Source organism: Prosthecobacter sp. GW821-HT29F12 (assembly GCF_058803405.1).
In genome coordinates, this window is record NZ_CM179517.1 from 1,958,173 (window position 1) to 1,982,417 (window position 24,245).

18 protein-coding genes are annotated in these 24,245 nt (G+C 60.3%); 10 read left to right on the top strand and 8 right to left on the bottom strand.

Features of this window, described 5'->3' with window-relative positions:
* Positions 1-64: 64 nt before the first annotated feature.
* Genes AC3RLQ_RS08050 through AC3RLQ_RS08065 form a run of 4 tightly spaced genes read right to left on the bottom strand, consistent with a single transcriptional unit; the run spans position 65 to position 7,086 of the window.
* A complete protein-coding gene (locus AC3RLQ_RS08050) occupies positions 65-388 on the bottom strand; it encodes a DUF2149 domain-containing protein (protein WP_493035992.1) in 324 nt (107 codons plus the stop codon).
* On the bottom strand, positions 385-984 hold the full coding sequence (locus tag AC3RLQ_RS08055) for a MotA/TolQ/ExbB proton channel family protein (protein WP_493035994.1): 600 nt from the start codon (positions 982-984) through the stop codon (positions 385-387). Before AC3RLQ_RS08055 ends, AC3RLQ_RS08050 begins: the two co-directional genes overlap by 4 nt.
* A complete protein-coding gene (locus AC3RLQ_RS08060) occupies positions 981-4,919 on the bottom strand; it encodes a cobaltochelatase subunit CobN (protein WP_493035996.1) in 3,939 nt (1,312 codons plus the stop codon). Before AC3RLQ_RS08060 ends, AC3RLQ_RS08055 begins: the two co-directional genes overlap by 4 nt.
* A gap of 7 nt (positions 4,920-4,926) precedes the next feature.
* Positions 4,927-7,086 carry a TonB-dependent receptor gene (locus AC3RLQ_RS08065; RefSeq protein ID WP_493035998.1) on the bottom strand — a complete coding sequence of 720 codons (2,160 nt, stop codon included), beginning with the start codon at positions 7,084-7,086 and terminating at the stop codon, positions 4,927-4,929.
* Positions 7,087-7,352: 266 nt separating this feature from the next.
* Between AC3RLQ_RS08065 and AC3RLQ_RS08070 the strand changes: the two genes are divergently transcribed.
* From AC3RLQ_RS08070 to AC3RLQ_RS08090, 5 genes are read left to right on the top strand one after another with little or no spacing between them, the layout of a single operon-like run.
* The gene (locus AC3RLQ_RS08070) at positions 7,353-9,797 is read left to right on the top strand and encodes a DUF1592 domain-containing protein (RefSeq protein WP_493036000.1); all 2,445 of its coding nucleotides are present in this window, start codon (positions 7,353-7,355) and stop codon (positions 9,795-9,797) included.
* Between the two features lie 31 nt (positions 9,798-9,828).
* Positions 9,829-11,211, top strand: coding sequence for a DUF1552 domain-containing protein (locus AC3RLQ_RS08075; RefSeq protein WP_493036002.1), 1,383 nt, complete (start codon positions 9,829-9,831; stop codon positions 11,209-11,211).
* The gene (locus AC3RLQ_RS08080) at positions 11,208-12,473 is read left to right on the top strand and encodes a hypothetical protein (protein ID WP_493036004.1); all 1,266 of its coding nucleotides are present in this window, start codon (positions 11,208-11,210) and stop codon (positions 12,471-12,473) included. The genes AC3RLQ_RS08075 and AC3RLQ_RS08080 overlap by 4 nt, the downstream gene beginning before the upstream one ends.
* 22 nt (positions 12,474-12,495) lie before the next feature.
* A complete protein-coding gene (locus AC3RLQ_RS08085; protein ID WP_493036006.1) occupies positions 12,496-13,761 on the top strand; it encodes a hypothetical protein in 1,266 nt (421 codons plus the stop codon).
* A gap of 45 nt (positions 13,762-13,806) precedes the next feature.
* Positions 13,807-15,246: a Gfo/Idh/MocA family oxidoreductase gene (locus AC3RLQ_RS08090; RefSeq protein ID WP_493036008.1), complete on the top strand. Its 1,440-nt coding sequence runs from the start codon at positions 13,807-13,809 to the stop codon at positions 15,244-15,246.
* Positions 15,247-15,297: 51 nt separating this feature from the next.
* Here the strand turns inward: AC3RLQ_RS08090 and AC3RLQ_RS08095 are convergent, their stop codons facing one another.
* The 4 genes from AC3RLQ_RS08095 to AC3RLQ_RS08110 all read right to left on the bottom strand — a co-directional run bounded on the left by AC3RLQ_RS08095 (position 15,298) and on the right by AC3RLQ_RS08110 (position 20,501).
* Positions 15,298-15,795: a phosphatase domain-containing putative toxin gene (locus AC3RLQ_RS08095; protein ID WP_493036010.1), complete on the bottom strand. Its 498-nt coding sequence runs from the start codon at positions 15,793-15,795 to the stop codon at positions 15,298-15,300.
* A gap of 25 nt (positions 15,796-15,820) precedes the next feature.
* Positions 15,821-16,177 (bottom strand): cupin domain-containing protein, encoded by a 357-nt coding sequence (locus AC3RLQ_RS08100; protein WP_493036012.1) that lies wholly within the window; start codon positions 16,175-16,177, stop codon positions 15,821-15,823.
* Positions 16,178-16,372: 195 nt separating this feature from the next.
* Positions 16,373-18,958, bottom strand: coding sequence for a PAS domain S-box protein (locus AC3RLQ_RS08105; RefSeq protein WP_493036014.1), 2,586 nt, complete (start codon positions 18,956-18,958; stop codon positions 16,373-16,375).
* Entirely contained in the window at positions 18,936-20,501 is a 1,566-nt protein-coding gene (locus AC3RLQ_RS08110) for a sensor histidine kinase (protein WP_493036016.1), read from the bottom strand. Before AC3RLQ_RS08110 ends, AC3RLQ_RS08105 begins: the two co-directional genes overlap by 23 nt.
* A 302-nt stretch (positions 20,502-20,803) precedes the next feature.
* Between AC3RLQ_RS08110 and AC3RLQ_RS08115 the strand changes: the two genes are divergently transcribed.
* The 5 genes from AC3RLQ_RS08115 (at position 20,804) to AC3RLQ_RS08135 (ending at position 24,149) form a co-directional block, all read left to right on the top strand.
* The gene (locus AC3RLQ_RS08115; RefSeq protein ID WP_493036018.1) at positions 20,804-21,607 is read left to right on the top strand and encodes an SDR family NAD(P)-dependent oxidoreductase; all 804 of its coding nucleotides are present in this window, start codon (positions 20,804-20,806) and stop codon (positions 21,605-21,607) included.
* A gap of 344 nt (positions 21,608-21,951) precedes the next feature.
* A complete protein-coding gene (locus AC3RLQ_RS08120; RefSeq protein WP_493036020.1) occupies positions 21,952-22,467 on the top strand; it encodes a TPM domain-containing protein in 516 nt (171 codons plus the stop codon).
* Positions 22,468-22,473: 6 nt separating this feature from the next.
* Positions 22,474-23,361 (top strand): N-acetylmuramoyl-L-alanine amidase-like domain-containing protein, encoded by an 888-nt coding sequence (locus AC3RLQ_RS08125; protein WP_493036022.1) that lies wholly within the window; start codon positions 22,474-22,476, stop codon positions 23,359-23,361.
* A gap of 295 nt (positions 23,362-23,656) precedes the next feature.
* Positions 23,657-23,869, top strand: a complete 213-nt coding sequence (locus AC3RLQ_RS08130) for a hypothetical protein (RefSeq protein WP_493036024.1) — start codon at positions 23,657-23,659, stop codon at positions 23,867-23,869.
* Entirely contained in the window at positions 23,829-24,149 is a 321-nt protein-coding gene (locus tag AC3RLQ_RS08135; protein WP_493036026.1) for a type II toxin-antitoxin system RelE/ParE family toxin, read from the top strand. Before AC3RLQ_RS08130 ends, AC3RLQ_RS08135 begins: the two co-directional genes overlap by 41 nt.
* The last annotated feature ends 96 nt before the right edge of the window (positions 24,150-24,245 follow it).

Sequence of the window (24,245 nt, forward strand, 5' to 3'; positions counted from 1 at the left end):
CGCATCAATCCTTGAATTGGGCCCGTGCAGCGGATGCAGGATGCTGCCGGAGCGATCCGCCTCATCACTTCTGCTTGTCCCGCACGTAGATGATCTCGCCGGACTTCAGGCGATAGGCGGTGCCCAGTCGTTCACCTTCGCCGCTCTTGCTGGCTTTGCTTTCCTGGAAGCGCTCGATCTTCGTGCGCGCGGCATCGATGCTCTCTGCCGTGGGCGATTTGTCAGCCTGCGCATCTGTCGATGCAGTGGGCGCAGTCTTGGGCAGATTGAAAAAACTCACCACGGCCAGCAGCAGCGCGGCGGCAAAGGCGATCCACACATCAAAGAGATTGATCAGACCGGCGGCGGGGTCATCCCCTTCGGAGTCGTCCCACAGGCGCTTCTTCATGGCAGAGCAGGCTTGTTGGCGTTGGTGAAGAGATGCTCCAACGTGCTAAGATCACGCTGATACCAGTTCTTGCGCACGAGGTTCATCGTATAAGAGCAGCAGCCCAACAGCACACCCACGACGGTGGCGGTGAAAGCAACCACGAGATTGCTGGAAAGCGTGGCGAGATCCCCAGAGGCCAGACCTGTGAGCGCCGGCCCAAGCGGAATGAGCGTGCCCATGAGTCCGAGCATGGGCGCGATGCGTGTCATCCATGTGAGTCGCGACAGCGTAGCCGCCACCTCGATCTCCAGATCCACCAAACAATGCGCCAGATCCCCCGCCCCGCCCCATTGCGCGAGGAGCTGATGCAGGCGCGCTGGCAGCCCTGTAGTGGCGGTGCTGAGAATGCTCAGCATCCGCACCTGATCCCCACCTTCCACATGAGCGCGGCGCAAGGCGGTGATGACGGCTCCTACCTGCCGACGCCCCAGCCACTCGCGCAGCAGCCCGCCCAGCAGCATGGCGCTCCACGCCACGAGGATGATGATGGCCGCCAGCGTGGGCAGCAGCACGGCCTCGGAGATCAGGGAAAGGAGTTGTTCGAGCAGCTTCATGAAGTGGATCCGGCCCTCTTGAAGAAGCCGAACATCATCAAAAGCACAGCTGCGGCTCCGATCAACCAAGCGAATGAATTCCACGCCGGTTCCAGCACGGGTCCCTCAGGCTGCGGCTTGCTTTCAGCGGGCGGTGCCTGCTCCTTCGCCTCACCGATTTGCGGTCCGCTTACTTTCTCGACCTTCGCATCCGGTGCGGCGGCGCTTTGCTGCAGCTTCGCCTTCATCTCCTGCGCCAGCGCGGCGGATTCCTGATCTCCCGGCGCGGTGAGCTTGGCACTCACAAAGTCCGCCATGCGTGTGTTTCCACCGCTGACAAGTCCGCCCGAGTCGCCATGTGCCTTCACCGAGGTGGCATAAAGTTTTGTCAATGTCTGCAACTGCTCCGGCGTGGCCTTCCACAGGTCTTTGCGCGCAGCCTCGATCAGCGTGGCGCTGATCTCCTGCATGGCATGCGGCGACACGCGCTCAAACCACTCAGGCAGGTTCAGCTTGTGCTTGTCCTTCACGAGCACGTCATAGACCTCATCCCACGTTTCCTGCGTGACGCTCTCCCTCCGCGTGACCGACCAGCCAAAGGTGTTTTTCACCAACTCGGCGATGTGCCCTGCTCCGGCGTAATCATGCGACTTCATACCCTCCAGCCAGCGGCGGTTCAGCAGCTCGGATTTCAAATTGGCTGCCAGCACTTCCTCAAAGTCGCGCACCCGCGCACCAGCGGGATCGCGCACATCAGAGATGACAGCAGCAGGCGATTTACCGGTGACCTTCTTCACTGCCATGCTGAGACCGCCCAGATACTCATAGGCGTGGTGATTGGAAAGCTGGCTCGTCATGTTGGAGGCCCACACGCGCAGCACGGTGTCCGTGTTTTGCAGCGCTTCCTCATACAGCCCTTCCACCTTCTCTCCCCACGTGTCCTGCGTGTATACAAAGCTCATGTTGTCCGTGTACACATCAGTGATCTCATCATCCTTGTCCCACACACCGGAGCGCGGCACGAGGTAGAGGATGTGCGTCCCACTCATGTTTCCCGGCTTCGTGCCAAAGATGCGAGCCGCGGCAAACTGATCCGCACGCGCAGCGGAGAAGCCGCGCTTCAGCAAACGCTCCTTGGTTGCCGCCACTGCTTCACGCACCGGATTCACACTTTCCGAGGCCGTGGCAGCCAGACGCACAGCCTTGTCCAGCAGCGCCACCCGCGTGGGAAAGTTCTCTTTGTACTGACCACCCATGGCGATGAAAACCTCCACCCGCGGCCGCCCCAGTTCTTCCGCAGGAATCAGCTCCACATCGATGACAAGGTTGTTCTGGTTCCAGATCGGACGCACGCCGAGCAGCGCGAGGATCTGCCCCTCCATCACGCCAAAGTCGCGCATCGTTTCCATGCCATTGAGATCCATCGCGATCTTCTTCGGCTTCCGCGTGCGCAGCAGTTCATCCACCAGCTTGCGCGCGGTTTCCCACGCGGGCCGCGTCGGGATTTCCTCAGGATTGAGCGAGTACAAATTACGCCCGCCAGGAGCTGTCGCCGGATTGCGGATTGGGTCAGGACCGGGGCCTGGCTCGATGTAATGACCACCCAGCGCCGTCAGCAAACCGGCGTGTTCCTTGCCTGCATCCAGCAGACGGGCGCGCACATCACGTGCGAATTCCACATCCTTCTGCAACTCTGTCGTCATGCGCACGTCTGCAGGCGGTGCACGGTCCAGCGCGGCGCGTAGAAATTCCACCGCCTTGGCGCGATCCTGCTGCTTGTGCTCCAAAGCGGCACGATGAATCCCACGCGTCGCGGCCAGATGATCCAGCAGCGGCTCACCAAGGATCTGCGCCAGATAGGGCACCATCTCCGCTTCATGCGGTCCTTCGCCCAGCACATGCAGGCGCAGCGGCGTGCGTGACTCAAACAGATTGTGCAGATGCTCATCCAGCCGTGTGACCGCCGCATCATCCAGCACCTCAGCACCACTGCCATGCAGCTTTGCATCACGCGCCTGCTGGCTCACACGCTTGCGATATTCCTCCTTGAGCAATCCATCTTCCAGGGTGCGGAACTTGTGAATGTCCTCATGCAGATTTTTGAATTCGTCATCCAGTCCCGCAGCCAGCGTGGGCGGCGGAAGGTGATCTACCAGCGCGGCGTAGGAGCGGCGGCGCGCCAGCGTGGCCTCGCCCAGATTGTCAGTGATCCACAAATCAACGACAGGCATGTGCCCCACGCAGATGTCGCTCCAGCAGTCCTTGGAAAGCCCGGCCTCTTTGCCCGGCAGCAGTTCCAACGTGCCGTGCGTGCCCCAATGCACAATGGCATCCGCATGATACTGCTCCTCCAGCCACCAGTAGAAGGCGAGATAGTTGTGCGGCGGGGGCACGTCGCGGTTGTGCAGCAGATTTTCATCCTGCTTCTCGCCACGCTCCGGCTGCGGCATGAGGATGAGATTTCCCATCTCCAGCTTCGGCAAAACGATGTGCGGTTCGCCGTTGCGCTTCACCACCATGATGCGTCCCGGCGGCGGGCCAAACTTCTCCACCATCGTCTTCCGCGCCGCTTCGCTCAGCTTCGTGTTAAACCACTCCATATACTGATGCAGCGGCACCAGCACCGGCTGCGATTCATCCACCAGCTTTTCCAGATCACCCTGCACCCACGGGCCGATGTTGCGACCGCCGCGCTTCATAGCCTCGATCAACGCCGCCGTGTTCGCCGGAGTGTTCTTCAGCGCGAAGCCCGCCCCCTGCATGCGTGGCAGGAAGCGCATGAAACTCTCCGGCGCATCGAGAAATCCGCCCGTGGGACTTCCCCGCATCAGATCATCTTGTCCCAGCCCTTTGTTGTAATAGATCAGCGCGATTTTCTTCTCCGCATTGCTCTTGCGCTTCAGGGAGGCCCAGCGCGCCGCGCGTGCAGCAAACGCCTCGATGCGATCCGGGATCGGCTCATGCAGCCTAAAGCCCTGGATGTTCTCCTTCAATCCGCCCACCACCACCGGCTCCAGCGTTCCCCAGGATTCCTGCAAGGCCATGAACATTCCCACGTCCCGATGCGACAGCCCGCGCGGATCCTTCAGCCATTCCTCATTCGTGGTGGCCAGCATCGAAATGGGCCGCAGATACGGCGCATCCAGTTCCTTCAGCAAGGCGGTGCTCTGCCACATCGCTCCATGGCGATCCTCGATGAGAATAGTCGGCGCAGCCGCACGCGTCAGCTTCGTGACGTTCTCCTCACGATCACCAAACACCGGCACCACATTCAGCCCCCGCTTCTCCAACGCGGCGATCTGTGCATCGATCACCCGCAAATCATGCGTGATCCAAAACGACTGCTGCAGCAGCAGCACCGCCACAGACGCCCCTTCCACCCAGCGCTGCTTCCCGCGTTTGAAGCCGATGAACTCGCCGATGTCTGAAAAGGACTCCTCACGCGCCGGATCATAGTAACCTGAATCCGGGATGAGCACCGGAGGCTCGATCTCCCCCGGCTGTCCGCAGTACTTCACCATGCCGTAGCGGATCAGCCGCCGCACATTCACCGTGCCATTCGGCCGCCAGTACGCCGGCACCGCTTCGTCTTTGAGAAGCAGCCCCGCTTTTTCCAGATCCATCTGGCTGCCGCGCGTATCCAGCGGGATCACACGTTGCTCAGCGTTCAGAGCACGCGACTCCTTGAGCCGTTGCGTGAGAGCAGGCGCCTGCTCCGCCTCCAGGTTCAGCACAAACACCAGCCGAAACCGCGCCGCCAACTCCGCCTTCTGCGTCTCATTGAATTTCTGCCCTTTGAAAAATTCCGCACGAATGCCGTTCTCACGGCACGCCGCCTCCACCTGCGGCATCGAGCGATCCCACACACCGATGAAGGCCCAGTCCAGGGGCTCCGCAGCAACCATCTGCCCGGCCAGCAGCAGGAAACAACTCAGCCAGCAGAAGATGCCACGCATGACTCGTTTAAAAAGTAAGACGTCCGCCCACCACCACATTGAAGCCCGCCGCCTGGCGCTGCTGCTGGGAGTATGCCTGGCGGTATTTGGTGTCGAAAACATTGTTCAGATTCACGGTGAGCGAGAACGAACGGTTCCCCTCTTCCCAGACCTTCCACCCGGTGCGGATGTTCGTCACGAAGAAACCCGGGATTTGGAAGTTCTGATTGATCGGCGGGTTGGTCGCGCCGGGAGAGCCGTAGGCCGGATCGGTGGAGAAACCCGCGTCGATTTCATCGCTCGGATTGTGCCGGATCAGCGGCCCCGCCCACAGCTCGGAGAGCTCCACCCAGTAGCGCTTCTCGTCGCTTTCAAAGCGCACACCAAAATTCCCGTACAACGGCGGAATGAAACGCAGCGGCACATTCTGCGACTGGTTCTGTCCATAGGTCCACGTCGTGTTGTTAAAGATCGTGAAGTGGCGGTCCAGATCATAGCTCAGCGCAAACTCCACGCCGGTGATGTAACCCTGCGCCGAATTCGAATTCCGTGTCGCATTGTAAGTCACGCCGCCGATCACCACTGTCCCCGAAGTCGTGGACGTGATCAGATCCGAAAGCTTCGTCAGGTATCCCGTCAGCGATCCCTTGAGCTTGTCCGTGTGCACGCGCGCCCCGATCTCATACGTGATGCTCTTCTCCGGGTTGATCATCGTGCTGGGCAGCGATGCCGTCAGGCTAGAAAACACCGGCGTGCCAGCGCTCAGCAAATCACTGTAAGTGGGCGAACGAAACCCCGTGGCGACGTTGGCCACCAGATCAAAGGACTTGGTTGCCTGATAAACGGCACCCACGTTCCACGTCACCGCATTCCAATACTTGTTCGCCGCCAGATCATTCACAGTGTAGCCTGCTCCGGGAATCACATCCAGTGCCTCAGGCCGCGAGTGCAGATGCGTGTTCTCATAGCGTGCCCCCACATTCATCAGAAGCTTTTCCACAGGCTTGAAGTCCAGCGTCACAAACGTGTCAAAGACCTCATACGTGCCGTCCGGCGTGATGCCTGCCGGCTGGGAAACGGTGGTGACGCCCGTAGCCAGCACGGTGGAATTCAGCGTCTGCGCCGAAGACAAATTCTCATGCCGGTAGTCCATGCCATAGACCAGCCGCGTGTTCTTGTTCCGGCCAAACGTCGCTGCATTTTGAATACCTACGCCCCACACATCCTGGTCTGAATTCGTGATGGTATTGTTAAACTGCGTCGCCGTCTGCACCCGCCGCTCGCGCAGCTGATCGTAGTACTGGTAGTAGCCGTACACCTTCAGCTCATCACTCAGGAATCCCAGATCCTGCGCGGTGTAGTCCAGCTTCACAATGCCTCGGCGCTCCAGCGGGCTGTAGATGCGCGGCACACCGTTCGCATTCAGCTTTGACTGCACGTAGCTGTTAACGTCCGTGCGTTCATTGCCCACCCATGACAGGCGGAAAACATGCCCCTTCACCGGCTGAAACGCCAGATTCGCATACCCACCGCTGGTGTGAAAGCTGGTGGGCTGCAAGGGGCCTGAGGAGCTGTGATAATTCCCCGCATCCTGCACCGACCACCCCGCCGCAAACGCCCACATGTCATTGCTCGCATGCACATTCATTGCGTTGGTGAACTCCGTGTTGTTGCTGCCGTAGCGCGAGTACACATCGCCGCCCACGTTCAGGCTTTCGGAAAACTCGCCCCGCTTGGAAAACACATTGATCACCCCGCCGATGGCATCGCTGCCGTACTGCACGGAGCCTGCACCGCGCACCACTTCCATGCGGCCCACGGCATCGATGGGAAACTGATTGAAAAACGGATTCGGGCCCGAAAAGATCCCGCCGTTGTTGATGCGCACGCCATCCCACAGATACACCAGCTTGTTGCCCATCTGGCCGCGGATCACCGGCGAGCCCTGCGCCGCCACCTGATTCACCCACACCCCCGGCTGCTCCTGCAGCATTTCAGAGGGGCTCGTCGCCTGATAGCGCTCGATGCGCTTCTGCTCCACCACATTGGTGGACTGCGGCACCTTCTTCTGATCCTGTGCCGTGCGGGACGCCGTGATCACCATCGTGGGCAGCTCTTCGGCCTCATTCTTCTTCGGCTTTTCAGCCGCCTGCAAATGCGCAGCAAGGAGCGCGCTCAGCGAAAACATCAGTCTGGGAAAACGAAAATGGGAGACAGCCATTCCTTACGCTTTGGCAGCACTAGGAGAAGGTGCAATGCGGGCGCTGGTCGAAAATGCAGGTATGGACAAAAATCGCCCACTGCAGGCTGGAGAAAGAGCCATTCCTTTCCATCCCAGTCTCAGCAAAATTGCCCCAGTAGGCTCGTTAAACGAACCTCACCCTCTCCGCCCCCCCCCGAAAACTCGGGGTCGTCGCACAAAGGCTGAGCCGGCTACGTATTGATCAAGACTCCATGACCCGTTACGTTTTCAGCCTCTCCACCCTCCTCATCGTCAGCACTGGCCTGCCAGACGCCGTCCTCGCAGCCGAGCCGTATGACGCCTTCTTGCAGAAACACTGCATCAGCTGCCATGGCCCCAAAAAGGAAAAGGGAGATTTGCGGATCGACCAGCTCTCGCGCGATTTCAAACTGGGTGCCGACACCCATCATTGGGCGGAGATGATCGAGCAGGTCAATTCCGGCGAGATGCCACCCAAGAAGGAGAAGCAACCGACGCAGGAGGAGATCGCGGTGTTTGTGACGAGTCTTGATGCGCACATCAAAGAAGGCCGTGCGACACGCATGGCGGCACGGCCGGCTGTGGCGCTGTATCGGCTGAGCCGGAAGGAGTATCAAAACACCGTCTATGATCTTCTCGGCGTGCGCTATGATCCGGCCAAACCCGGGGAGCTGAATGAGGACACACTGTGGCACGGTTTTGAGCGCATCGGCTCGGAGCTTTCGCTCTCGCCATCGCATGTGGATCGCTACTACCGCGCGGCGGAACTGGTGCTGGACCGCGCCTTTCCCACTGCCTCCTCGGCCGAGTCGCGCAAAGTCCACAAGACCGCTGCCGACATCCGCTACAATGGCGGCAAGGACCAGCAGGCGGCGCTGGACCGCTTCGGCATCAAGCGCCCGCTGCGCTACCTGATGTTTCCTGGCAACACTCAAAATGCGCTTTCGCCCAACTGGTTCGGCAAGGTCGGGCCGGAGCACAGCGGGCTCTACAAGCTCCGCATCCAGGCCAGCGGCATCCGCCCGCTCGGCGGCCAGACCGCCCATCTGAGCATCGGCAAACGCACGGGGGAAGAAACGGTGGATGGCATGGTGGAGTTCGACATCACCGCGACGGAAGACAAGCCCCAGGTCTATGAGTTCGAGGTGTTTCTCGAAATGCCCGCAACGCTGGACTTCTGCGTGGTGGCCACAGATGTGGTGGACCGCCGGCAGGGCGCCGCCTTCCGCAATGCGCTCAGCAGCCGGGGCGGATACATTTTCACCCACAGCAGCGAGACCACACTCCTGAATCCGAACGCGCCGCAAATGTTCGATGACAAAGGAAACGGCCTTTTCTCCACCGTACTGCTCGATTGGATCGAATGGGAGGGCCCGCTGGTGTCGGACGCGGAAAAAGCACGGCGCAAGGATGTGGTGCCGCCTGATGATGCCACGCCTGAAGTGGTCGCGGAGCATTTGCAGCGCTTCGCCGAGCGCGCCTGGCGTCGTCCGGTGAAGACCGAAGAGCTGGCTGAGTATTTGAAATCCTACAGTGATGAACGCGCGGCAGGCGAAAAAATGGCCGATGCCTATCGTGTTGCGCTGCAGGGTGTGCTGACCTCCCGTCACTTCATTTACATCGTCGAGGGCGACACCGTGGCCCGCGAGCAGCTCACCGACTCGGAACTCGCCACCCGTCTTTCCTACCTCCTCTGGAGTTCGATGCCGGATGACGCGCTCTCCACCGCAGCGAAAGGCGGCGCGCTGAAGGGCGATGCCCTCGCGAAAGAAGTGGATCGCATGCTCACGGACGCCAAGGCCAGCCGCTTCATCGACGACTTCGCACGGCAGTGGCTGCAACTGAACCGCGTGGGCATGTTCCCGCCGGACAAGAAGCTCTACCCCGCCTACGACGCGTGGCTGGAGGAAAGCATGCGCTCAGAGCCGGTGGAGTTCTTCCGCGAGATGTATAGCAAGAACCTCTCCCTCGACAGTTTCATCGATTCCCAGTGGACCATGGCCAATGCCCGGCTCTGTGAATTCTACGGATTGCCCGAGCCCAAGTCCGGCGCCTTCCAGCGTGTGTCGCTGAAGCCCGAAGATCGTCGCGGCGGCCTGCTCACCATGGGCGCGGTGCTCGGACTGACCTCCGATGGCACGCGCCATCGTCCGGTGCATCGCGGCGTGTGGCTCAGCGAGGTCGTCCTCGGCAAGCCGCCGCCCCCACCCCCGGCGAACGTGCCCGCCATCGAACCCCCAACGGCGCAAAGCCCCAAGGCAACCCTCCGCCAAAAAATCGAAGCCCACCGCAGTGACGCGAACTGCGCCGCCTGCCATGCCAAGATCGATCCCTTGGGCCTCGCCTGGGACAACTACGATGCCATCGGCCAGTGGCGCACCCGTGAAAAAGTCCCCGCCGGTGTCGGCGAAGATCCCTTGATCGATCCATCTGGGACCATGCCCGATGGCCGTGCCTTCAAGGACGCCGCCGAATTCAAACGCCTGCTCCTCGAAGATCGTGATGAAGTCGCCCTCGCCTTCATCGAACACCTCTGCACCTACGGCCTCCGCCGCGCCCTCTCCTTCGACGACCAAGACGACCTCAAAGCCATCCAGACTGAATCAAAGAAAAACGGCTATCGTATTAAAGACATCATCCGCGCCGTCGCCCTTTCAGACCTCATCCGCAAACGCTGAACCGACCACCATCACGCCACCCATTCATACCATGAGCAACTATCTCTCCCAAAACTGGCTGATCGATCGCCGTCACGCTCTCAAGGCGCTGGGCAGCTTCATCTCGCTTCCCCTGCTTGAGTGCATGGTGCCGCTGAAGGCGGCGGCAGCGGAAAAGATCACGGCAACGCCGAAGCGCAGCGCGTTCATCTATCTGGCCAATGGCGTGCACTCGCTGAACTACCAGATCACCACGGCTGGAAAGGACTACAAGTTCTCGCGGTCGCTCATGCCTCTGGAAAAGCACCGTGAGGTCATCACGCCCATCAGCGGTCTCCATCATCCAGGAGCGCTGAGCCATCACCACAATTGCATCTCGGTCTGGCTCACCGGCGGCAAGCTGGGCCCGTCAGACCGCAACACCATCTCGGTGGACCAAAAGATGGCCGAGGTCTCCGCGCCCCACACGCGCTACCCCTCCATGGAGGTCGCCATCACGCAGGACTCCCTGGCGTGGACGGCGGACGGCGTGCGCCTGCCCGCGATGCGTCGTTGTAGCGAGATTTTCGCCTCCCTCTTTGAAGAGCCGAAAGGCGGAAAAGCAGTCCAGCGCAGAGCCTTGCGCCGCAAAGGCAGCGTGCTGGACGCCAACCTCGCGGAAGTGCGCCAGCTCGAGAAAAAGATGGGCTCCGCAGACAAGGGCCGTTTGGAACAGTACCTCACCTCCGTGCGTGAGGCGGAAATCCGCACGCGCAGGGCCGATGCCTGGCTCGACACTCCCCTGCCCGTCATCTCCGAGGCCGACCGCCAGCGCACCAACCGCGACATCGCCGCCACCCGGGCGGGCGATTACTTCCGCACGGTCTATGACCTCATGGTACTCGCCTTCCAGACCGATGTCACACGCGTGGCCACCTTCAGTCTCGGCGGTGAGGGAGACGCCATCTCCATTCCTGAGATCGGCATCACCGAGTCGCGCCATCAGCTCAGTCACCATGGCGGCGATTTCGGCTACATGGAGAAGCTCACCAATTATGACACCTTCGCCATCGAGCAGTTCGGCTACTTCCTCACCCGCCTCGCGGAAACGAATGACCTCAGTGGCAAGCCGCTTCTGGGCACCACCATGGCGCTCTTCGGCAGCGGCATGTCCTACGGCCACAGCCATGGCAACGCCAACCTCCCGCTGGTGTTCGCCGGCGGCACGGACCTCGGCCTGAAGCACGGCAGCCATCTCGACTTCAACAAAAAGAGCACCAGCTTCCAAGGTTACGCGCTCGGTGCGGACGGCGCGCTGACCACCGCGCACTACCAGCTCTGCAGCCGCCCGGCGAACTCCGACGCCCACATGAGCAATCTCCTCCTCCTCATGGCCCAGCGCTTTGGCGTGGAGATCGACCAGTTCGGCGACAGTAATCAAGTGATCGCACTATGAAGCACTTCCTCCTTGTTCTTGGCTCCTCGTTCTTGGTTCTTGGTGGATGCGCCGCATCTGCGGAGGACGCGCCCTTCCGTCCGGAGGCGGGCAAGTTTCCTCCTTTGGAAAAAGCACACTCCTACCGCGGCGAGCTCGTGTTCGTGGATCATGCAACCCGCCGCGGCAGCATTCGTGTGCAGGGTTCGGGCATGTTTTTCCGCAACGATCCGCATCCCTTCGCCATGCTGCCTTATGGTATGGTGCGGTATCACGGCGCACCGGCGGATCTGCGGGACATTCCGCTCGGCACCGTGCTCCACGTCCGGGCCTACCTTCCCCCGGACCCCAAGAACTCCGCCGTGCCGGTGCTGCCCGTCAACAACAAGACCTTGGACGCCAACCACAATCGAGGAGCTGGCATCGCTCCCGCCGAGAACCACGTCCTCCTCCTCGAAGACGAGCCCAGCCACTGCCAGCGCGAGGGCCTGGTCTGGAAACTCAAGGACCTCGACATCAAAAACAACGAGGGAATGATCATCGCCACCCGTGAGCCCAAGAAAGGCGGCGACGCCAAGGCTGCGGAGGAAAAACTGACCTTCGATGCCGCCACGCGTGTCTGGCGCGGCAAAGAAGCCCTCAGCATCGAAGAAATCGTCGCCGAAGGCACCTGGCCTGCGGAAGGAAAGAAATCCCTCGGTGGCCAGGCCGTGCAGCTCGGCATCACCTGGAAACCCACCCCCGATGGCATTTTCACCCGCTTCCACATCTCGGACATTTGGCTGGATGATGCCTCCATGCAGCGCAGCGCCCACCACCAGACCGAAACACACAAGGCCTTCATCCGCAGCCGCTGGATGCCCGCTTGGATTGATGCCGTCGAGTACGGCAAGTTCGGCCGCGCAACGGTGACCGCCACCCTCTTCGGCGGCATGGATCCCGCGCTCTACGCCGATTTCACCAAAGGCAGCCCTGCCATGATGAACGCGGTCGAGAACACCTTGAAGCACACCCATGGTGCCTACGGCCCCGGTCACATGGCTTCGCGCGGCACCATTCAGGAAGTCATCAAGACACCGGGAGAAGCCCCTCTTGGCAGCAGCGGCATTCAGATCCGTTTTGAGACCGACCTCATCATCGAAGGCATTCGCCCCGGCAGGACGGTGCGCATCCGCCCCGGCACCTGGCCACTCGTCAACGTCCCCCGCGAAGAATACCTCAGCGACGGCTCCACCAGCATCGACGAGCGCTTCCCGACGCCATCCATCTTCACGAAATATTAAGGCGGAACGAAGCCCCCAAGACATGAGATTCGCCCCTGCCCTCCTCACCGCCCTAGGGTGCGTGCTCAGCACCGCCGCACCTGCTGCAGACGAGCCCTTCCGGCCTGTGGCTGGCCAGTTTCCGCCTTTGGAAAAAGCACACTCCTACCGGGGCGAACTCGTATTCGTGGATCATGCCAACCGTCGCGGCAGCATCCGCGTGGCGGGCAATGGAGTGTTTCGCCGGAACGATCCGCACCCTTTCGCCATGCTGCCTTATGGCATGGTCTGCTATCACGGCGCACCGGCCGATCTGCGGGACATCCCGCTCGGCACCGTTCTCCACGTCCGGGCCTTTCTTCCGCCTGACCCGCAGATCTCCGCCGTGCCGGTGCTGCCGGTCAACAACAAGGACAAGGACGCAAACCATAGTCGCGGCGTCGGCATCGCCCCCGCCGAAAACCACGTCCTCCTGCTTGAAGACGAACCCAGCCACTGCCAGCGCGAGGGCTTGGTCTGGAAGCTCAAAGAACTCGACCTCAAAAACAACGAAGGCATGGTCATCGCCAGCCGCGAACCCAAGTCTGGCGCAGACGGCAAGGCCACCGACGAAACGCTGACCTTCGACGCCGCCACCCGCATCTGGCGCGGTCGCGAATGCCTGGCACCGGCAGACCTCATCGCTGAAGGCCTCTGGCCCGGCAGCGGCAAGAAATCACTCGGCAGCCAGTCCGTCCTGCTCGGCCTCATGTGGAAGCCCACGCCCGGCGCTGTGTTCACCCGCTTCCACATCTCCGACATCTGGCTGGACGATGCCGCCACGCAGCGCGCCGCACAAAGCCAGACCGAGACCCACAGAACTTTCATTCGCAGTCGCTGGATGCCCGCGTGGGTGGACGCCGTCGAGTACGGCAAGTTCGGCCGCGCGACAGTCACCGCCACCCTCTTCGGCGGCATGGACCCCACCCTCTACGCCGATTTCCAGAAACGCAGCCCGGTGCTGGTGAATGGCGTCGAGAACACCTTGAAGCACACCGAAGGCGGCACCGCAGGCCCCTCTCAGATGGCCGCACGCGGCTCCATCCTCGACGTCACCAAAACCCCCGGAGAAGCCCCTCTCGGCAGCAGCGGCATCCAGATCCGTTTTGAGACCGACCTCATCACCGAAGGCCTCCGCCCCACCCGCGTCATCCGCATCCGCCCCGCCACCTGGCCCGACCTCCACCTGCCACGGGAAGAGTACCTCGACAGCGGAAACTTCAGCCTCGAAGACCGCTTCCCAACGCCCTCAATCTTTCCCAAATATTGAGTCCTCTGCGTTCTCCATTATATAGTCTCGCCCCTTTTCCAAACCATGAACACACCTGAAAACTCTCCCATCTCAACCCGCCGCGGTTTCGTCAAACAATCTGTCGCCGCAGGATTGAGTTTCAATTTCCTGCCTGCTTACCTGACCAGCGCACGCGCCGCGGACAATCCCAAACTGCCACCGAGCCAACGCATCAATCTCGGCTGCATCGGCATCGGCGGGCGTGCAGGCAGCGTCATCCCCGGGCTCACTGAAGGCGGCACCGCCGTCCCCGTGGCATTCACGGATGTCGATTTCACCACCGCCAAGGGCTTGGAGAAAAACCTCACGTCCTTCCCGGACGTGAAGCGCTTCGCCGACTTCCGCGAGATGCTCGACAAGATGGGCAAAGACATCGACGCCGTCAGCGTCGTTACTCCTGACCACACCCACTTCACCGCCGCCATTCACGCCATGGCACTGGGCAAGCATGTGTATGTGGAGAAACCCCTCACCCACACCTTTGAGGAAGCGGAAATCCTCATGCGCGCGGAGAAGAAGTTCAAGGTGGTCACCCAGATGGGCAACCAAGGCCACACCTCCGCCGGTGCGGACCAGTTCAAGCAAATGCTCGCGGCGGGCATCGTTGATGACATCGTCAAAATTGACGCCTGGAAGTCCCCCTCGCTGTGGTTCATGAACGCCGCCGAGCGCGCGCTCGTCAAAGGCTATCCGTCCGAAGAGCCAAAGCCCGAGTCCCTGAACTGGGACCTCTGGTGCGGCCCGCAGGAGGTCAAGCCCTTCAGCAAGATGTACCATCCCTTCAACTGGCGCGGCTTCCACCTCTATGGCGGCGGCATGTTTGGCGACTGGGGCGCACACATCATCGACTTCGCCCATCACCACCTCAAGCTCGGCCTGCCCACGCGCATCACGCCCATTGCGCTCGCCGACTACAATCAGATCAGCTACCCGCTGAGCTCTGACATCCGCTTCGAATTCCCTGAGCGCGGCGAGAAACTGCCCGCCGTGGAGCTGCACTGGAAAGCCGGCGGCGACACCAAGATCGACCTCGCGGAAAAATTCCTCGATCGCGACTCGGACGGCAAATTGATCCCCCCAAACCTCGGCAGCGCCGGCTCCCTGCTCTATCGGAAACAGAACGACTACATCGTTCAGCGCGGCTCCCATGACCGGCATTCCATCGTGTATCCACGCGCCAAGATGGTCGAGTTCAAGGACGCCATGGCCCTCCATCCGCCGAAGTACAATCACTTCCAGAGCTTCGTCCAGGCCTGCATGGGCAATGGCAGCACCGAGTCTCCCTTCAGCATCGGCGGCGCGCTCACCCAGGTGCTGAACCTCGGCACCATCGCCGAGTATCTGAACGTCGATCTTCAGTTCGACCCGAAGACCAAGCGCTTCATCAACAACGACGCCGCCAACGCCCGCCTGGCAGGCCCGCCCCCGCGCGCCGAGTGGGCCGACTGCTACAAGCTGGCATAAAGGAGCATGACGCCTCTGGACTGCTCCTTGGCGGTCCAGAGGATGATCTCCTTATTTGACCCGATACTTGCTCATCCACCGCTTCGCGCAGTCCGTCTGCTCGCGGGTTTCCAGACAGCACTTCCGGCGCGCGCGAATCCACTGCACAGGATCGCTGCCAGCGGGGATCAACCCAGCCCTGGCACACCAGGCCACGATAAACTGCCCCGTCCGCCCGCAGCCCGCGACACAGTGCACCACCACGGGCTCCCGGGCCGCATGGTGCGCATCCATCAGCGTGATGAAGCGTTCCATCTGCTCATCCGTGGGCACCCCGTAGTCCGGCACATTGATGTGATGGTAGGCAAAGTGAGGCGGCACGTCCTTGCGGTTGTCAAACTCGCAGCAGTTCACCACCGCCCGGATGCCATGCTCGTCGTAAAGATCGAACACATACGGATCCGGCCACCACGACGCCGCGATCACCCCCTCCACAATCCAGGTGAAGGGATCGGTGCGTTCAGGCTGACCTCGTTCAGGCCAGTACCAGGGGCGGATCAATGACGACATAGGGTTCGACTTCTCTAAAACTCAGCTAGGCCGTGAAGTAGGTATCCTCATGCGCATAAGGCGGCGCGCAGCAGCAGAGAAAGCGCAAGGTCTGTGACGCAGTGATCTGATGCCACGCGTTCGGCGGAATCAGGATGGCATCGCCGGGGGCGACGAGGCGGGTTTCGCCGTCGATCTCCATGATCCCCTGCCCTTCGAGGATGAAGTAGAATTCTTCGCTGAGCTTGTGGTAGTGGCGGTCGGTGGGTTGTCCCACGGGGACGGTGGCCTCGGCAAGGCTTTGGTTCTGCACCGGCGCGTTGGTTCGGTCCAGGATGCTGCGGATGGTACTGCCGTCCTTGGTGGTGAAAGGCGTCTGCTGGGAAAGCTGGTTGAGGGTCATGCGGCGCACTCTTAGCCCCAATCGAGAGGCTGGAAAACACGGATTTGCATGCCGTCAGATTTGAAGGCCGCAGAGTAAATCAGATGGGATCAACCACGGAAGACACAGAGCACACAGAAACCAGAGTCTGGTTCTTCTTCCGTGTATTCCGTGTCTTCAGTAGTCAATCTTCAGTCTCTCTCTTCTATCTCAAACTCAGGCCACCAGCCCGAGCTCCGAACAAGCATGGGATGAGCGGTCGGATGCGAGCAAGTCGCCGATGGCGGTGAGGATTTCGTTGGCCGAGTAAGGCTTGTTCAAGAAGGTATTGATCTGGAGGGAGGCCAGCGCAGCAGCCTTGTCCTGACGGCCCTTCGCGCTTCCCATGCCGCTGGTGGCGATGATCTGGATGTTGGGGTCCATCTTTTTCAAAGTGCGCGACAGAGTGACGCCATCCATGAAGGGCATCATGATGTCGGTGAGCACGGCTTTGACCTCTCCGCGGTTCTGGGAGAACTGGGCGATGGCTTCCGTGCCGTCCCCTGCGGTGATGACACGGTAACCGTGCGCGCACAGAGTCTTCTGCACGACTTCACGGATGACCTCTTCATCGTCCACCACGAGAATGAGCTCTCCCTGACCGCGCGGGGCCTGCATGGCGGGTGCGGCGCTGCTGGCTGCCACTGCATCCGGGGCGGCGGGCAGATAGATCTCAAACACACTGCCCATCGCCACACGGCTGCGCAGATTGACGAATCCCTGGTGGCTTTTGACGATGCCCATCACGGTGGAAAGTCCAAGGCCGGTGCCTTTGCCTGTCTCTTTGGTGGTGAAGAAGGGATCAAAGATCTTGTCAATGACATCGGCCGGGATGCCATCTCCGGTGTCGGAAACACGGATAACCACATAGGGGCCGGGCATGGCATCCACGTTCATGGCGGCGAAGTTTTCATCCAGCCGGGTGTTTTCCGTGGTGAGTGTCAGGACACCGCCGGCGGGCATGGCATCACGCGCATTGACGCAGAGATTGAGCAGCACCTGATGGAGCTGCGTCGGATCGCCAATGACAGGCCAGACGTCTTCGGGCGTGCTGGCCGAAAGGGTGATGTTCTTGGGAAATGTGCCTGACATGATCTTCATCATGTCCGAGGCTAGCTGGCTGGTCTCCACGACGTGACGCTGGCCGCTCATGTCACAGTTCACTGTGAGCAGCTGCTTGATGAGATCCGCACCGCGCTGGGCGTTGGTCTCGATGTTGCCGAGCATTTTTTCAAAGTCCTCCGGCGGCAGCTTGCGGCGCAGCATGAAGGAGGAGATGAAGATGGGCGTCAGAATGTTGTTCATGTCGTGGGCGATGCCGCTGGACAGCCGCCCCACGCTTTCCATGCGCTGAGAGCGCAGGAACTGCGCCTCCATGTTTTTCTTCTCGGTGATGTCCTCCACCACGGCGACGAAGGATCTCACGCCATCCATTTCCAGAACGCTGATGCGTGAGCGTGTGATGAATGGAGTGCCGTCTTTTTTCCGGGAGTTCATTTCCCCCATCCAGGCCCCCTTCTCACGCAGGACTCCGAAGAGTTCATCCATGGCACGCCGGCCTTCATCCTGCGGCAGGCTTCTGATCACTGAGTAGTGCTGACCGATCAGCTCTCCGCTCTTGTAGCCAAACATGGTGTTGCAGGAGTCATTGCTGAAAACAATGATTCCGTCTTCATCGCAGACGGTCACACCTTCGGCCATGCTTTCCAGCACCCGTCCCTGCATCTTCAGGGCTTCATCCGTCTTTTTGCGTCCGGTGATGTCGGTGTTGATGGCGAGCACGGACTTGGGCTGGCCTGCGGCATCGCGTACGAGAGTCCAGTGACCGACGATCACCAAACCGCGTCCGTCCTTGCCGATCTGCTGCAGTTCCCCCACCCATTCGCCGGTCTGAATGACCTGCTCGCTGGCGCGGTAAAACGCCTCCGGATCTTTGTAGAGCAGCTGGGCCAGCGGGCGGCCCGCCACCTCTTGCGCGCTCCAGCCATACAGCCGCTCGGCACCCTTGTTCCAGTAAGTGATGCGCTGTTCCAAATCATGCGCAAGGATCGCGTCCTGCGCTTTGTCGAGGAGGGAGGCCTGCTCGCGGAATTTCTCCTCAAGCATGCGCCGCTCTGCCATCTCGCGTTTCAGCTCCTCGTAGGCCTGCTCCGCTTTTTCACGATGGCGCACGGCATCCGCCATCATGCTGACGGCTGCGGCTTGTGACTCCTCCAGTTCGCGGGTGCGTTCACTCACCATGTGGTGTAGATCACCAAACTCGACCTTCGATTCCTGCAGCCGCAGCCATTTCTGCGTCAGCGCATTGGCCATCTGCAGGATCTCGATGGTATCAAAGGGCTTCTTCAATACGAGAAGGCGGTCCTGCGGATTGATCTGGTCCTGCATGTCATTCCATGAGCAGTCGGAAAAGGCCGTGCAGATGACCACCTGCAGGTCCGGACAGACCTTCCAGATGCGTTGCGTGGTTTCGATGCCGTCCCAGCCCGGGGGCATTCGCACATCCACAAATGCCATGGCATAGGGGCGGCCCTCAGCCAGCGCCCTCTCCACCATTTTCAGGCCTTCCTCTCCCTGGGAGGCGGTGTCGATCTCAAAGAGCATGGCCGCAGGAGCGCCAAAAATCCGGGCCTCAGCCGCCCGCAGTGCGGCGTCTTCAGAATCAGACTCGCTTAGGATTTTCCGAAAATCGTCATGGATGGCCTGGTTGTCATCGATGACAAGAATTCGGCGGTTGAGATTATCGGTCGTTTTTTTCATCATATTGTTTGGTTAAAGGCAACAGGGGAAGTTCCAGGGTGAATACAGCGCCGCAGCCGACGCCGTCGCTTTCGGCGGTGAGCTTTCCGCCCATTTCACGGGCCGCCAGGGCGCCGCTGTGCAGGCCGAAGCCGTGGCCGTCTTTTTTGGTGGTGAATCCGTGTTGAAAAATCCGCGTCAGATTCTCCGGCGCAATGCCGGTGCCATTGTCGATGACCTTGATCTGAACGCTGTCTTCACCACTCCGCGCGACTCGTACCTTCATCTGTTTGGCATATTCCTGCGGAGCGAGCGCCTGCGTGGCATTGCTGAGGAGATTTACCAAAATCGGCATCATTTTGTGCCGGTCCACCACGACGGGCGGCACCTCCTCAAACTCACGCACCAGGGATACTCCGTGACGCGAAAGACTGGTGCTTGTCATATTGATGGCGTCTTCGATGATTTCCACCACGTCGAGTGTTTCAAGGACACCCGCCACACGTGCGTGGTTCTGCTGCATGGAGACGATCTGCTTGATGTGCTCGATGTTGTTTTGCAGATGCCGCACTTCATCCAAGATCGCTTTCTGGGGTTCTGCGAGATTGTCCGCCAGCTGGACGAGATAACTGGGCAGCTCTCTGCCACGGGAGTCTTGCGTGAGAAAAACCGGGAGGTGGTGCTCATGCTCCCGCAGCAGCTGGGCCACATTCTTCAAGCTGGAGATCCTGAAGTGCCGTATTTTTCCAGCAACGGTCTCTGCAGAGACATTCACGCTGTTGAGCACGTTACCCACATTGTGCAGGACATTCGTGGCAACCTCTGCCATGCCGGCCTGCCGTGAGGTTTTGACGAGTTGCTTGTGCGCTTCGGTCAGCTCTGCCGTGCGTTCGACCACCTGGTTTTCGATCTGCGCATTGATGCTCTCCAGCCTGCTGCGACGTTTGGCTACTTCGAGGGTCTCGGTGAGGTTTTGCTGAATCGAAATCATGAGGAAGACGTCTTCAATCAGCACCCAGCCGACGTGCTCCAGCCACCGCCACTGGCCGGCATCCATCACGCCAAAGATGGACTGTGGCCACATCGTCCCGCGCACCACGTGGTCCACCACCACCACGAGGGTGGCTGTGACGAGCACGCGCCAGTCGCGATAAAACGCGAGAAAGGTGAGCGAACCAAAGATGTGGAAGTGAGTCTCAAAGCGACCGCCAGTGAGATGGATCAGGAGCGCGGAGGTGAGAATCTGCGCCACCGCGATGACATGGCGGGTGACCACCCGCCCTGGACGGCGCCAGGCCAGCAGCACGGGGGCAGCGCTGATGGCGCCTCCAAGACAAATGGCCGCCCAGACATGCCACAGGGGCTGGATTTTTGAGCCACTCCAAGCCATGGGGGAGATCCACATGGCAATGACGATCCCGCCCAGCCACTGCATGACCATCAGCTTGGCAAACAGGCGGTCGGTGAGGATGTGATTGCGGCGTTGGGAAATGCGGTAAAGTCGGGCGGTGCGATCCTCCTCGACCGATGCCAGTTCGGCATTGTTGCGACCGACTATCGAGTACATGCAGCCCCTCCTTGCGTGTAGTGGTTCGCAAGCAATCCTTTTTCAGCTCGATGGAGGGTGACTTTCGGCATGTTTTGCCTGTAAATTTAGCATTACTTATAATTACTGTAAATTAATATAAGCATTGCTTTGCCCAAATTTTAACCATGATTCAGCTGCTAAATTTCCATTTAGCGATTGAGTTGGTTCTGCCTTAAGCGCGTTCGGTCGCGGCTCTGCGGGGTTTGGAAAAAGACGGCAGCCTGCGGCATTGAGAGGAATGCGAGTTGATGGGAGCGTGGCTGCTGGCTACTCCTTGAGTTATGCCTCATGGATTTTCCCTCGAACAGTGCCGTGCCGTGATTACGGGAGCGTCTTCCGGACTGGGGGCTGAGTTTGCTCGGCAGCTGGCACCGGGTGCGGAGGTGCTGGTGTTGGTGGCGCGGCGGGCGGAGGCGCTGGAAAAGGTGAAAATGGAGGTGGCGGGGACGCGGACAAAAGTGCTGTGCTGTGTGTCGGATCTGGCAACGGAGGGGGGGCGGAGTGAGGTGTGCGCGTTTCTCGCCGCGAATGGGGTGGAACCGAACCTGCTAATCAATAATGCCGGGATGGGTGACTACGGGTGCTTTGCGGATTCGGCGGCGGAGAAGACGCGGGGACTGATCGAGCTGAACATCACGGCGCTGACGATGCTGACGCATGCGCTGCTGCCGCTGATGCAGAGACCGGGGGGGATCTTGAATGTGAGCTCGCTGGCGAGCACGCTGCCGATGCCGGACCTGGCGGTGTATGCGGCGAGCAAGGCGTATGTGACGAGTTTTTCGGAGGCGCTGGCTATTGAGCTGGCGACGAAGGGGATCACGGTGAGCTGTGTGTGCCCGGGGCCGACGCCGACAAATTTTAGTCAGACGGCAAAACGGTCGGACGGGAGTGACACGAACCGGGATGGGCAGGCTTTGCTGCGGATTCCGCCTGCGCAGGTGGTGCGTGAGGCGCTGGGGGCGCTGCAGGCGGGGCGGGCATGTGTGTTTCCGGGTGTGGGTGTGGCGATTGCGGGGCGGGTGTTTCGGCTGATGCCGCGGGGGATCATGAGGTGGGTGCTGCGGAGACGGAGTGCGAAGGATTAAGCTGGTGATGGGATTCGGGGTGTATGCCGTGTGTGTGGAATGAGATTGTTATGCGAGAGTTTGGTCCAGATGGGAGGAGTGACGGATTGGTAGAATGATGGAGGGTCAAATGATTTGGATTGATGGCTTCGGGAGACATCCTTTTGGAGAGAGCGGGTTTGTTTCTATGGATCGTGAGGTGAGAAGCTTTTTAATGATCGTTGCGCGGGGGTGGTGGAGTGATGTACATTTAAGGTGTGCGTTGTCCTGCCTGCCGAGCTCCTGCGATTGAAACTGATGCTGCCTGCGGGCAGTGCGGGTTTTCGCTGGAGGCGGCAGACCGGGCGTTTGGGATTGCTCCGGCGTTGCATCGTCCGATTGCGGACATGACGGGGGTGCTGGGGGCGTTTTCTCTGAGGCGTGCGGCGCATGTGATTGCGGAGGTGGAGCGGCGGTTTCCGCAGTTGAGCATCGCGGTGGTGCTGATGGATGTGCCGGCGCAGGCGCCGCTGCTGCCGTATGCGTTTTGGTTGTTCAACCGTGGCAGTTTATCGAGTGCGGTGGACAAGGGTGGGGCGAATCATCTGGTGATGCTGCTGATTGATACGAGCACGGATCGTGCGATCACGATGGTGGGCTATGGTCTGGAGCCGTTCATGCAGGAGGTGCATCTGCAATCGTGCCTGCAGGCGGCGGAGCAGCCGCTGCGGCGGAGGCGGTATGCGCAGGCGATTGAGTCTTTTGCGCGGGAGCTGGACCGGCAGCTGGTGGAGCTGTGCCGTCTGGTGCCAAAGCAGTTTGGTCTGGTGAAAGAAGAGCAGTGGCTGAATGCCTGTGCTGCGGGAGAAGATGCTTTGGGGATGGCGGAAAATCTGTATTGATGTGGCATGCTGACACGTCGCCACTTTTTGTCTTTGAGCCTTCTGAGTGGAGGGGCTTCTCCCCTGCTCCGCGCTGCGGAGTTTCTGCCGCAGTCGGTGACTTTCAAAGGGGTGGATAAATTTCAGCAGGTGGTGGCGCAGGCGGTGGCGGGTGACTGGGCGGCGCTGCCGATGGGTGCGCGGGTGGCGCAGTTCGGGCAGGCGCTGCGGGGCATCAAATATGTGGGCTGGACGCTGGAGATTGATGATCGCATTGAGTCGCCTTCGGCGAATTTCACGGGGCTGGACTGCTGGACGTTTTTTGAGATTTCACTGGGGCTGGCGCGGATGATTGGGAAGAGGCAGCGTGCTTATGCGCCGAGCGATCTGTTAAGGGAGATTGAGGAGACGCGGTATCGCGGGGGTGTGTGCCGTGGGAACTACCTGGACCGCATTCATTACCTGGATGAGTGGTACACGGACAACGCGGCGCGTGGGAACATCCGCAATGTGACGCGTGAGGTGGGGCCGGTGGTGAGGCTGACGGGACGTGGCAATGATGAGATGTCGCTGAATCCGAAGCTGTATCGCTATCTACGGGCGAATCCGGCGCTGGTGCCGCAGCTGAGGCAGTTCGAGGCGAGGCTGGAGAAGGTGCCGTTTGATTTCATTCCGAAGGACCAGGTGGCGGCGTGTGAGTCGCGCATTCAAAGCGGCGACATCATCGGCATCGTGACGAACCGGGCGCATGTGTACTGCTCGCACGTGGGGCTGGCGCTACGGACGGGTGACGGGGCCTGCCATTTCATGCATGCCTCGGCGACTTATAAGAAGGTCGTGGTGGACAAGACGATTCATGAGTATTTGAACTCGGTGAAGAGCCATGCGGGGATCGTGGTGGGACGGCCGAGGTGAGGGGGGCGTTGTTTTTGGTTCTTTGTTCTTTGTTGTTGGTTCGTCGGAATGGTGGAGTGGCCGCAAAAAAAAACAGAACCGATCCAAAAAGACGGAGTCGGATTTTGAAACACTGATGGGACACGGACTGTCACTGACGTGATTGAAGATCAGAGTTTTTAACTGCTGATAGGACGCTGATTCAGAATCAGGGTCCGGCCCTGGGTGGGGCGCTGATGGGGAGGCTCTTTGCCATTCAAAAGCCAACCCATAAAACTCACTGGCAAAAGAGCGGTGGTGGGGTAGTTCTTGGCTCATGAAACTGGATGAGCTCAGCGCAGAGGCGGACAAGCTGCCGGAGGATGAACGGGCTTCATTGGCGGCCCGCCTGCTTCATGGCTTGGAGAAACCCCACTACAGCGTTTCCGATGAGGAGGTGCTGAGCCGGGTGCGTGAGGCTGAGGCCAACCCTGATGTGATGATCACTTTTGACCAACTCGTTTCAGGGCTTCGCTTCCGTGCGCGTTAGGTTTCACCAACGGGTTCAAGCCGACCTGGACGAAATTTTAGAACAGTACGGGGAGATCGCAGAACCCCTGGCGGAGGACTTCTTTGCTGAGTTCCAAACGGGACTTCTGAAGGTGGCGGAGAATCCACGCTTTTTCCATTTCGACGCCTGTGGACTGCGGCGCTGCAACTTCGACCGTTTTCCCTATCACTTTCTCTACGACATTCGGGGCGACTACGCCCGCATCTGGGTTGTGAGACACAACCGCCGCAATCCAAGCTGGGGCTTGAAGCGCTTTTAACGGGAGTGTGCCATGGGCAAGAAGTCGGGCGTTGCTATATCATGCCCAGCCATTTTTGCTGCGCTCACGCGCCTGATCGGTCGGAGCGGTTGCGTC

What these genes read in the sequence shown, in the direction of transcription:
- AC3RLQ_RS08050 (WP_493035992.1), bottom strand. Translation starts at nt 388, where the DNA reads ATGAAGAAGCGCCTGTGGGACGACTCCGAAGGGGATGACCCCGCCGCC.
- AC3RLQ_RS08055 (WP_493035994.1), bottom strand. Translation starts at nt 984, where the DNA reads ATGAAGCTGCTCGAACAACTCCTTTCCCTGATCTCCGAGGCCGTGCTG.
- AC3RLQ_RS08060 (WP_493035996.1), bottom strand. Translation starts at nt 4,919, where the DNA reads ATGCGTGGCATCTTCTGCTGGCTGAGTTGTTTCCTGCTGCTGGCCGGG.
- AC3RLQ_RS08065 (WP_493035998.1), bottom strand. Translation starts at nt 7,086, where the DNA reads ATGTTTTCGCTGAGCGCGCTCCTTGCTGCGCATTTGCAGGCGGCTGAA.
- AC3RLQ_RS08070 (WP_493036000.1), top strand. Translation starts at nt 7,353, where the DNA reads ATGACCCGTTACGTTTTCAGCCTCTCCACCCTCCTCATCGTCAGCACT.
- AC3RLQ_RS08075 (WP_493036002.1), top strand. Translation starts at nt 9,829, where the DNA reads ATGAGCAACTATCTCTCCCAAAACTGGCTGATCGATCGCCGTCACGCT.
- AC3RLQ_RS08080 (WP_493036004.1), top strand. Translation starts at nt 11,208, where the DNA reads ATGAAGCACTTCCTCCTTGTTCTTGGCTCCTCGTTCTTGGTTCTTGGT.
- AC3RLQ_RS08085 (WP_493036006.1), top strand. Translation starts at nt 12,496, where the DNA reads ATGAGATTCGCCCCTGCCCTCCTCACCGCCCTAGGGTGCGTGCTCAGC.
- AC3RLQ_RS08090 (WP_493036008.1), top strand. Translation starts at nt 13,807, where the DNA reads ATGAACACACCTGAAAACTCTCCCATCTCAACCCGCCGCGGTTTCGTC.
- AC3RLQ_RS08095 (WP_493036010.1), bottom strand. Translation starts at nt 15,795, where the DNA reads ATGTCGTCATTGATCCGCCCCTGGTACTGGCCTGAACGAGGTCAGCCT.
- AC3RLQ_RS08100 (WP_493036012.1), bottom strand. Translation starts at nt 16,177, where the DNA reads ATGACCCTCAACCAGCTTTCCCAGCAGACGCCTTTCACCACCAAGGAC.
- AC3RLQ_RS08105 (WP_493036014.1), bottom strand. Translation starts at nt 18,958, where the DNA reads ATGATGAAAAAAACGACCGATAATCTCAACCGCCGAATTCTTGTCATC.
- AC3RLQ_RS08110 (WP_493036016.1), bottom strand. Translation starts at nt 20,501, where the DNA reads ATGTACTCGATAGTCGGTCGCAACAATGCCGAACTGGCATCGGTCGAG.
- AC3RLQ_RS08115 (WP_493036018.1), top strand. Translation starts at nt 20,804, where the DNA reads ATGCCTCATGGATTTTCCCTCGAACAGTGCCGTGCCGTGATTACGGGA.
- AC3RLQ_RS08125 (WP_493036022.1), top strand. Translation starts at nt 22,474, where the DNA reads ATGCTGACACGTCGCCACTTTTTGTCTTTGAGCCTTCTGAGTGGAGGG.
- AC3RLQ_RS08130 (WP_493036024.1), top strand. Translation starts at nt 23,657, where the DNA reads ATGAAACTGGATGAGCTCAGCGCAGAGGCGGACAAGCTGCCGGAGGAT.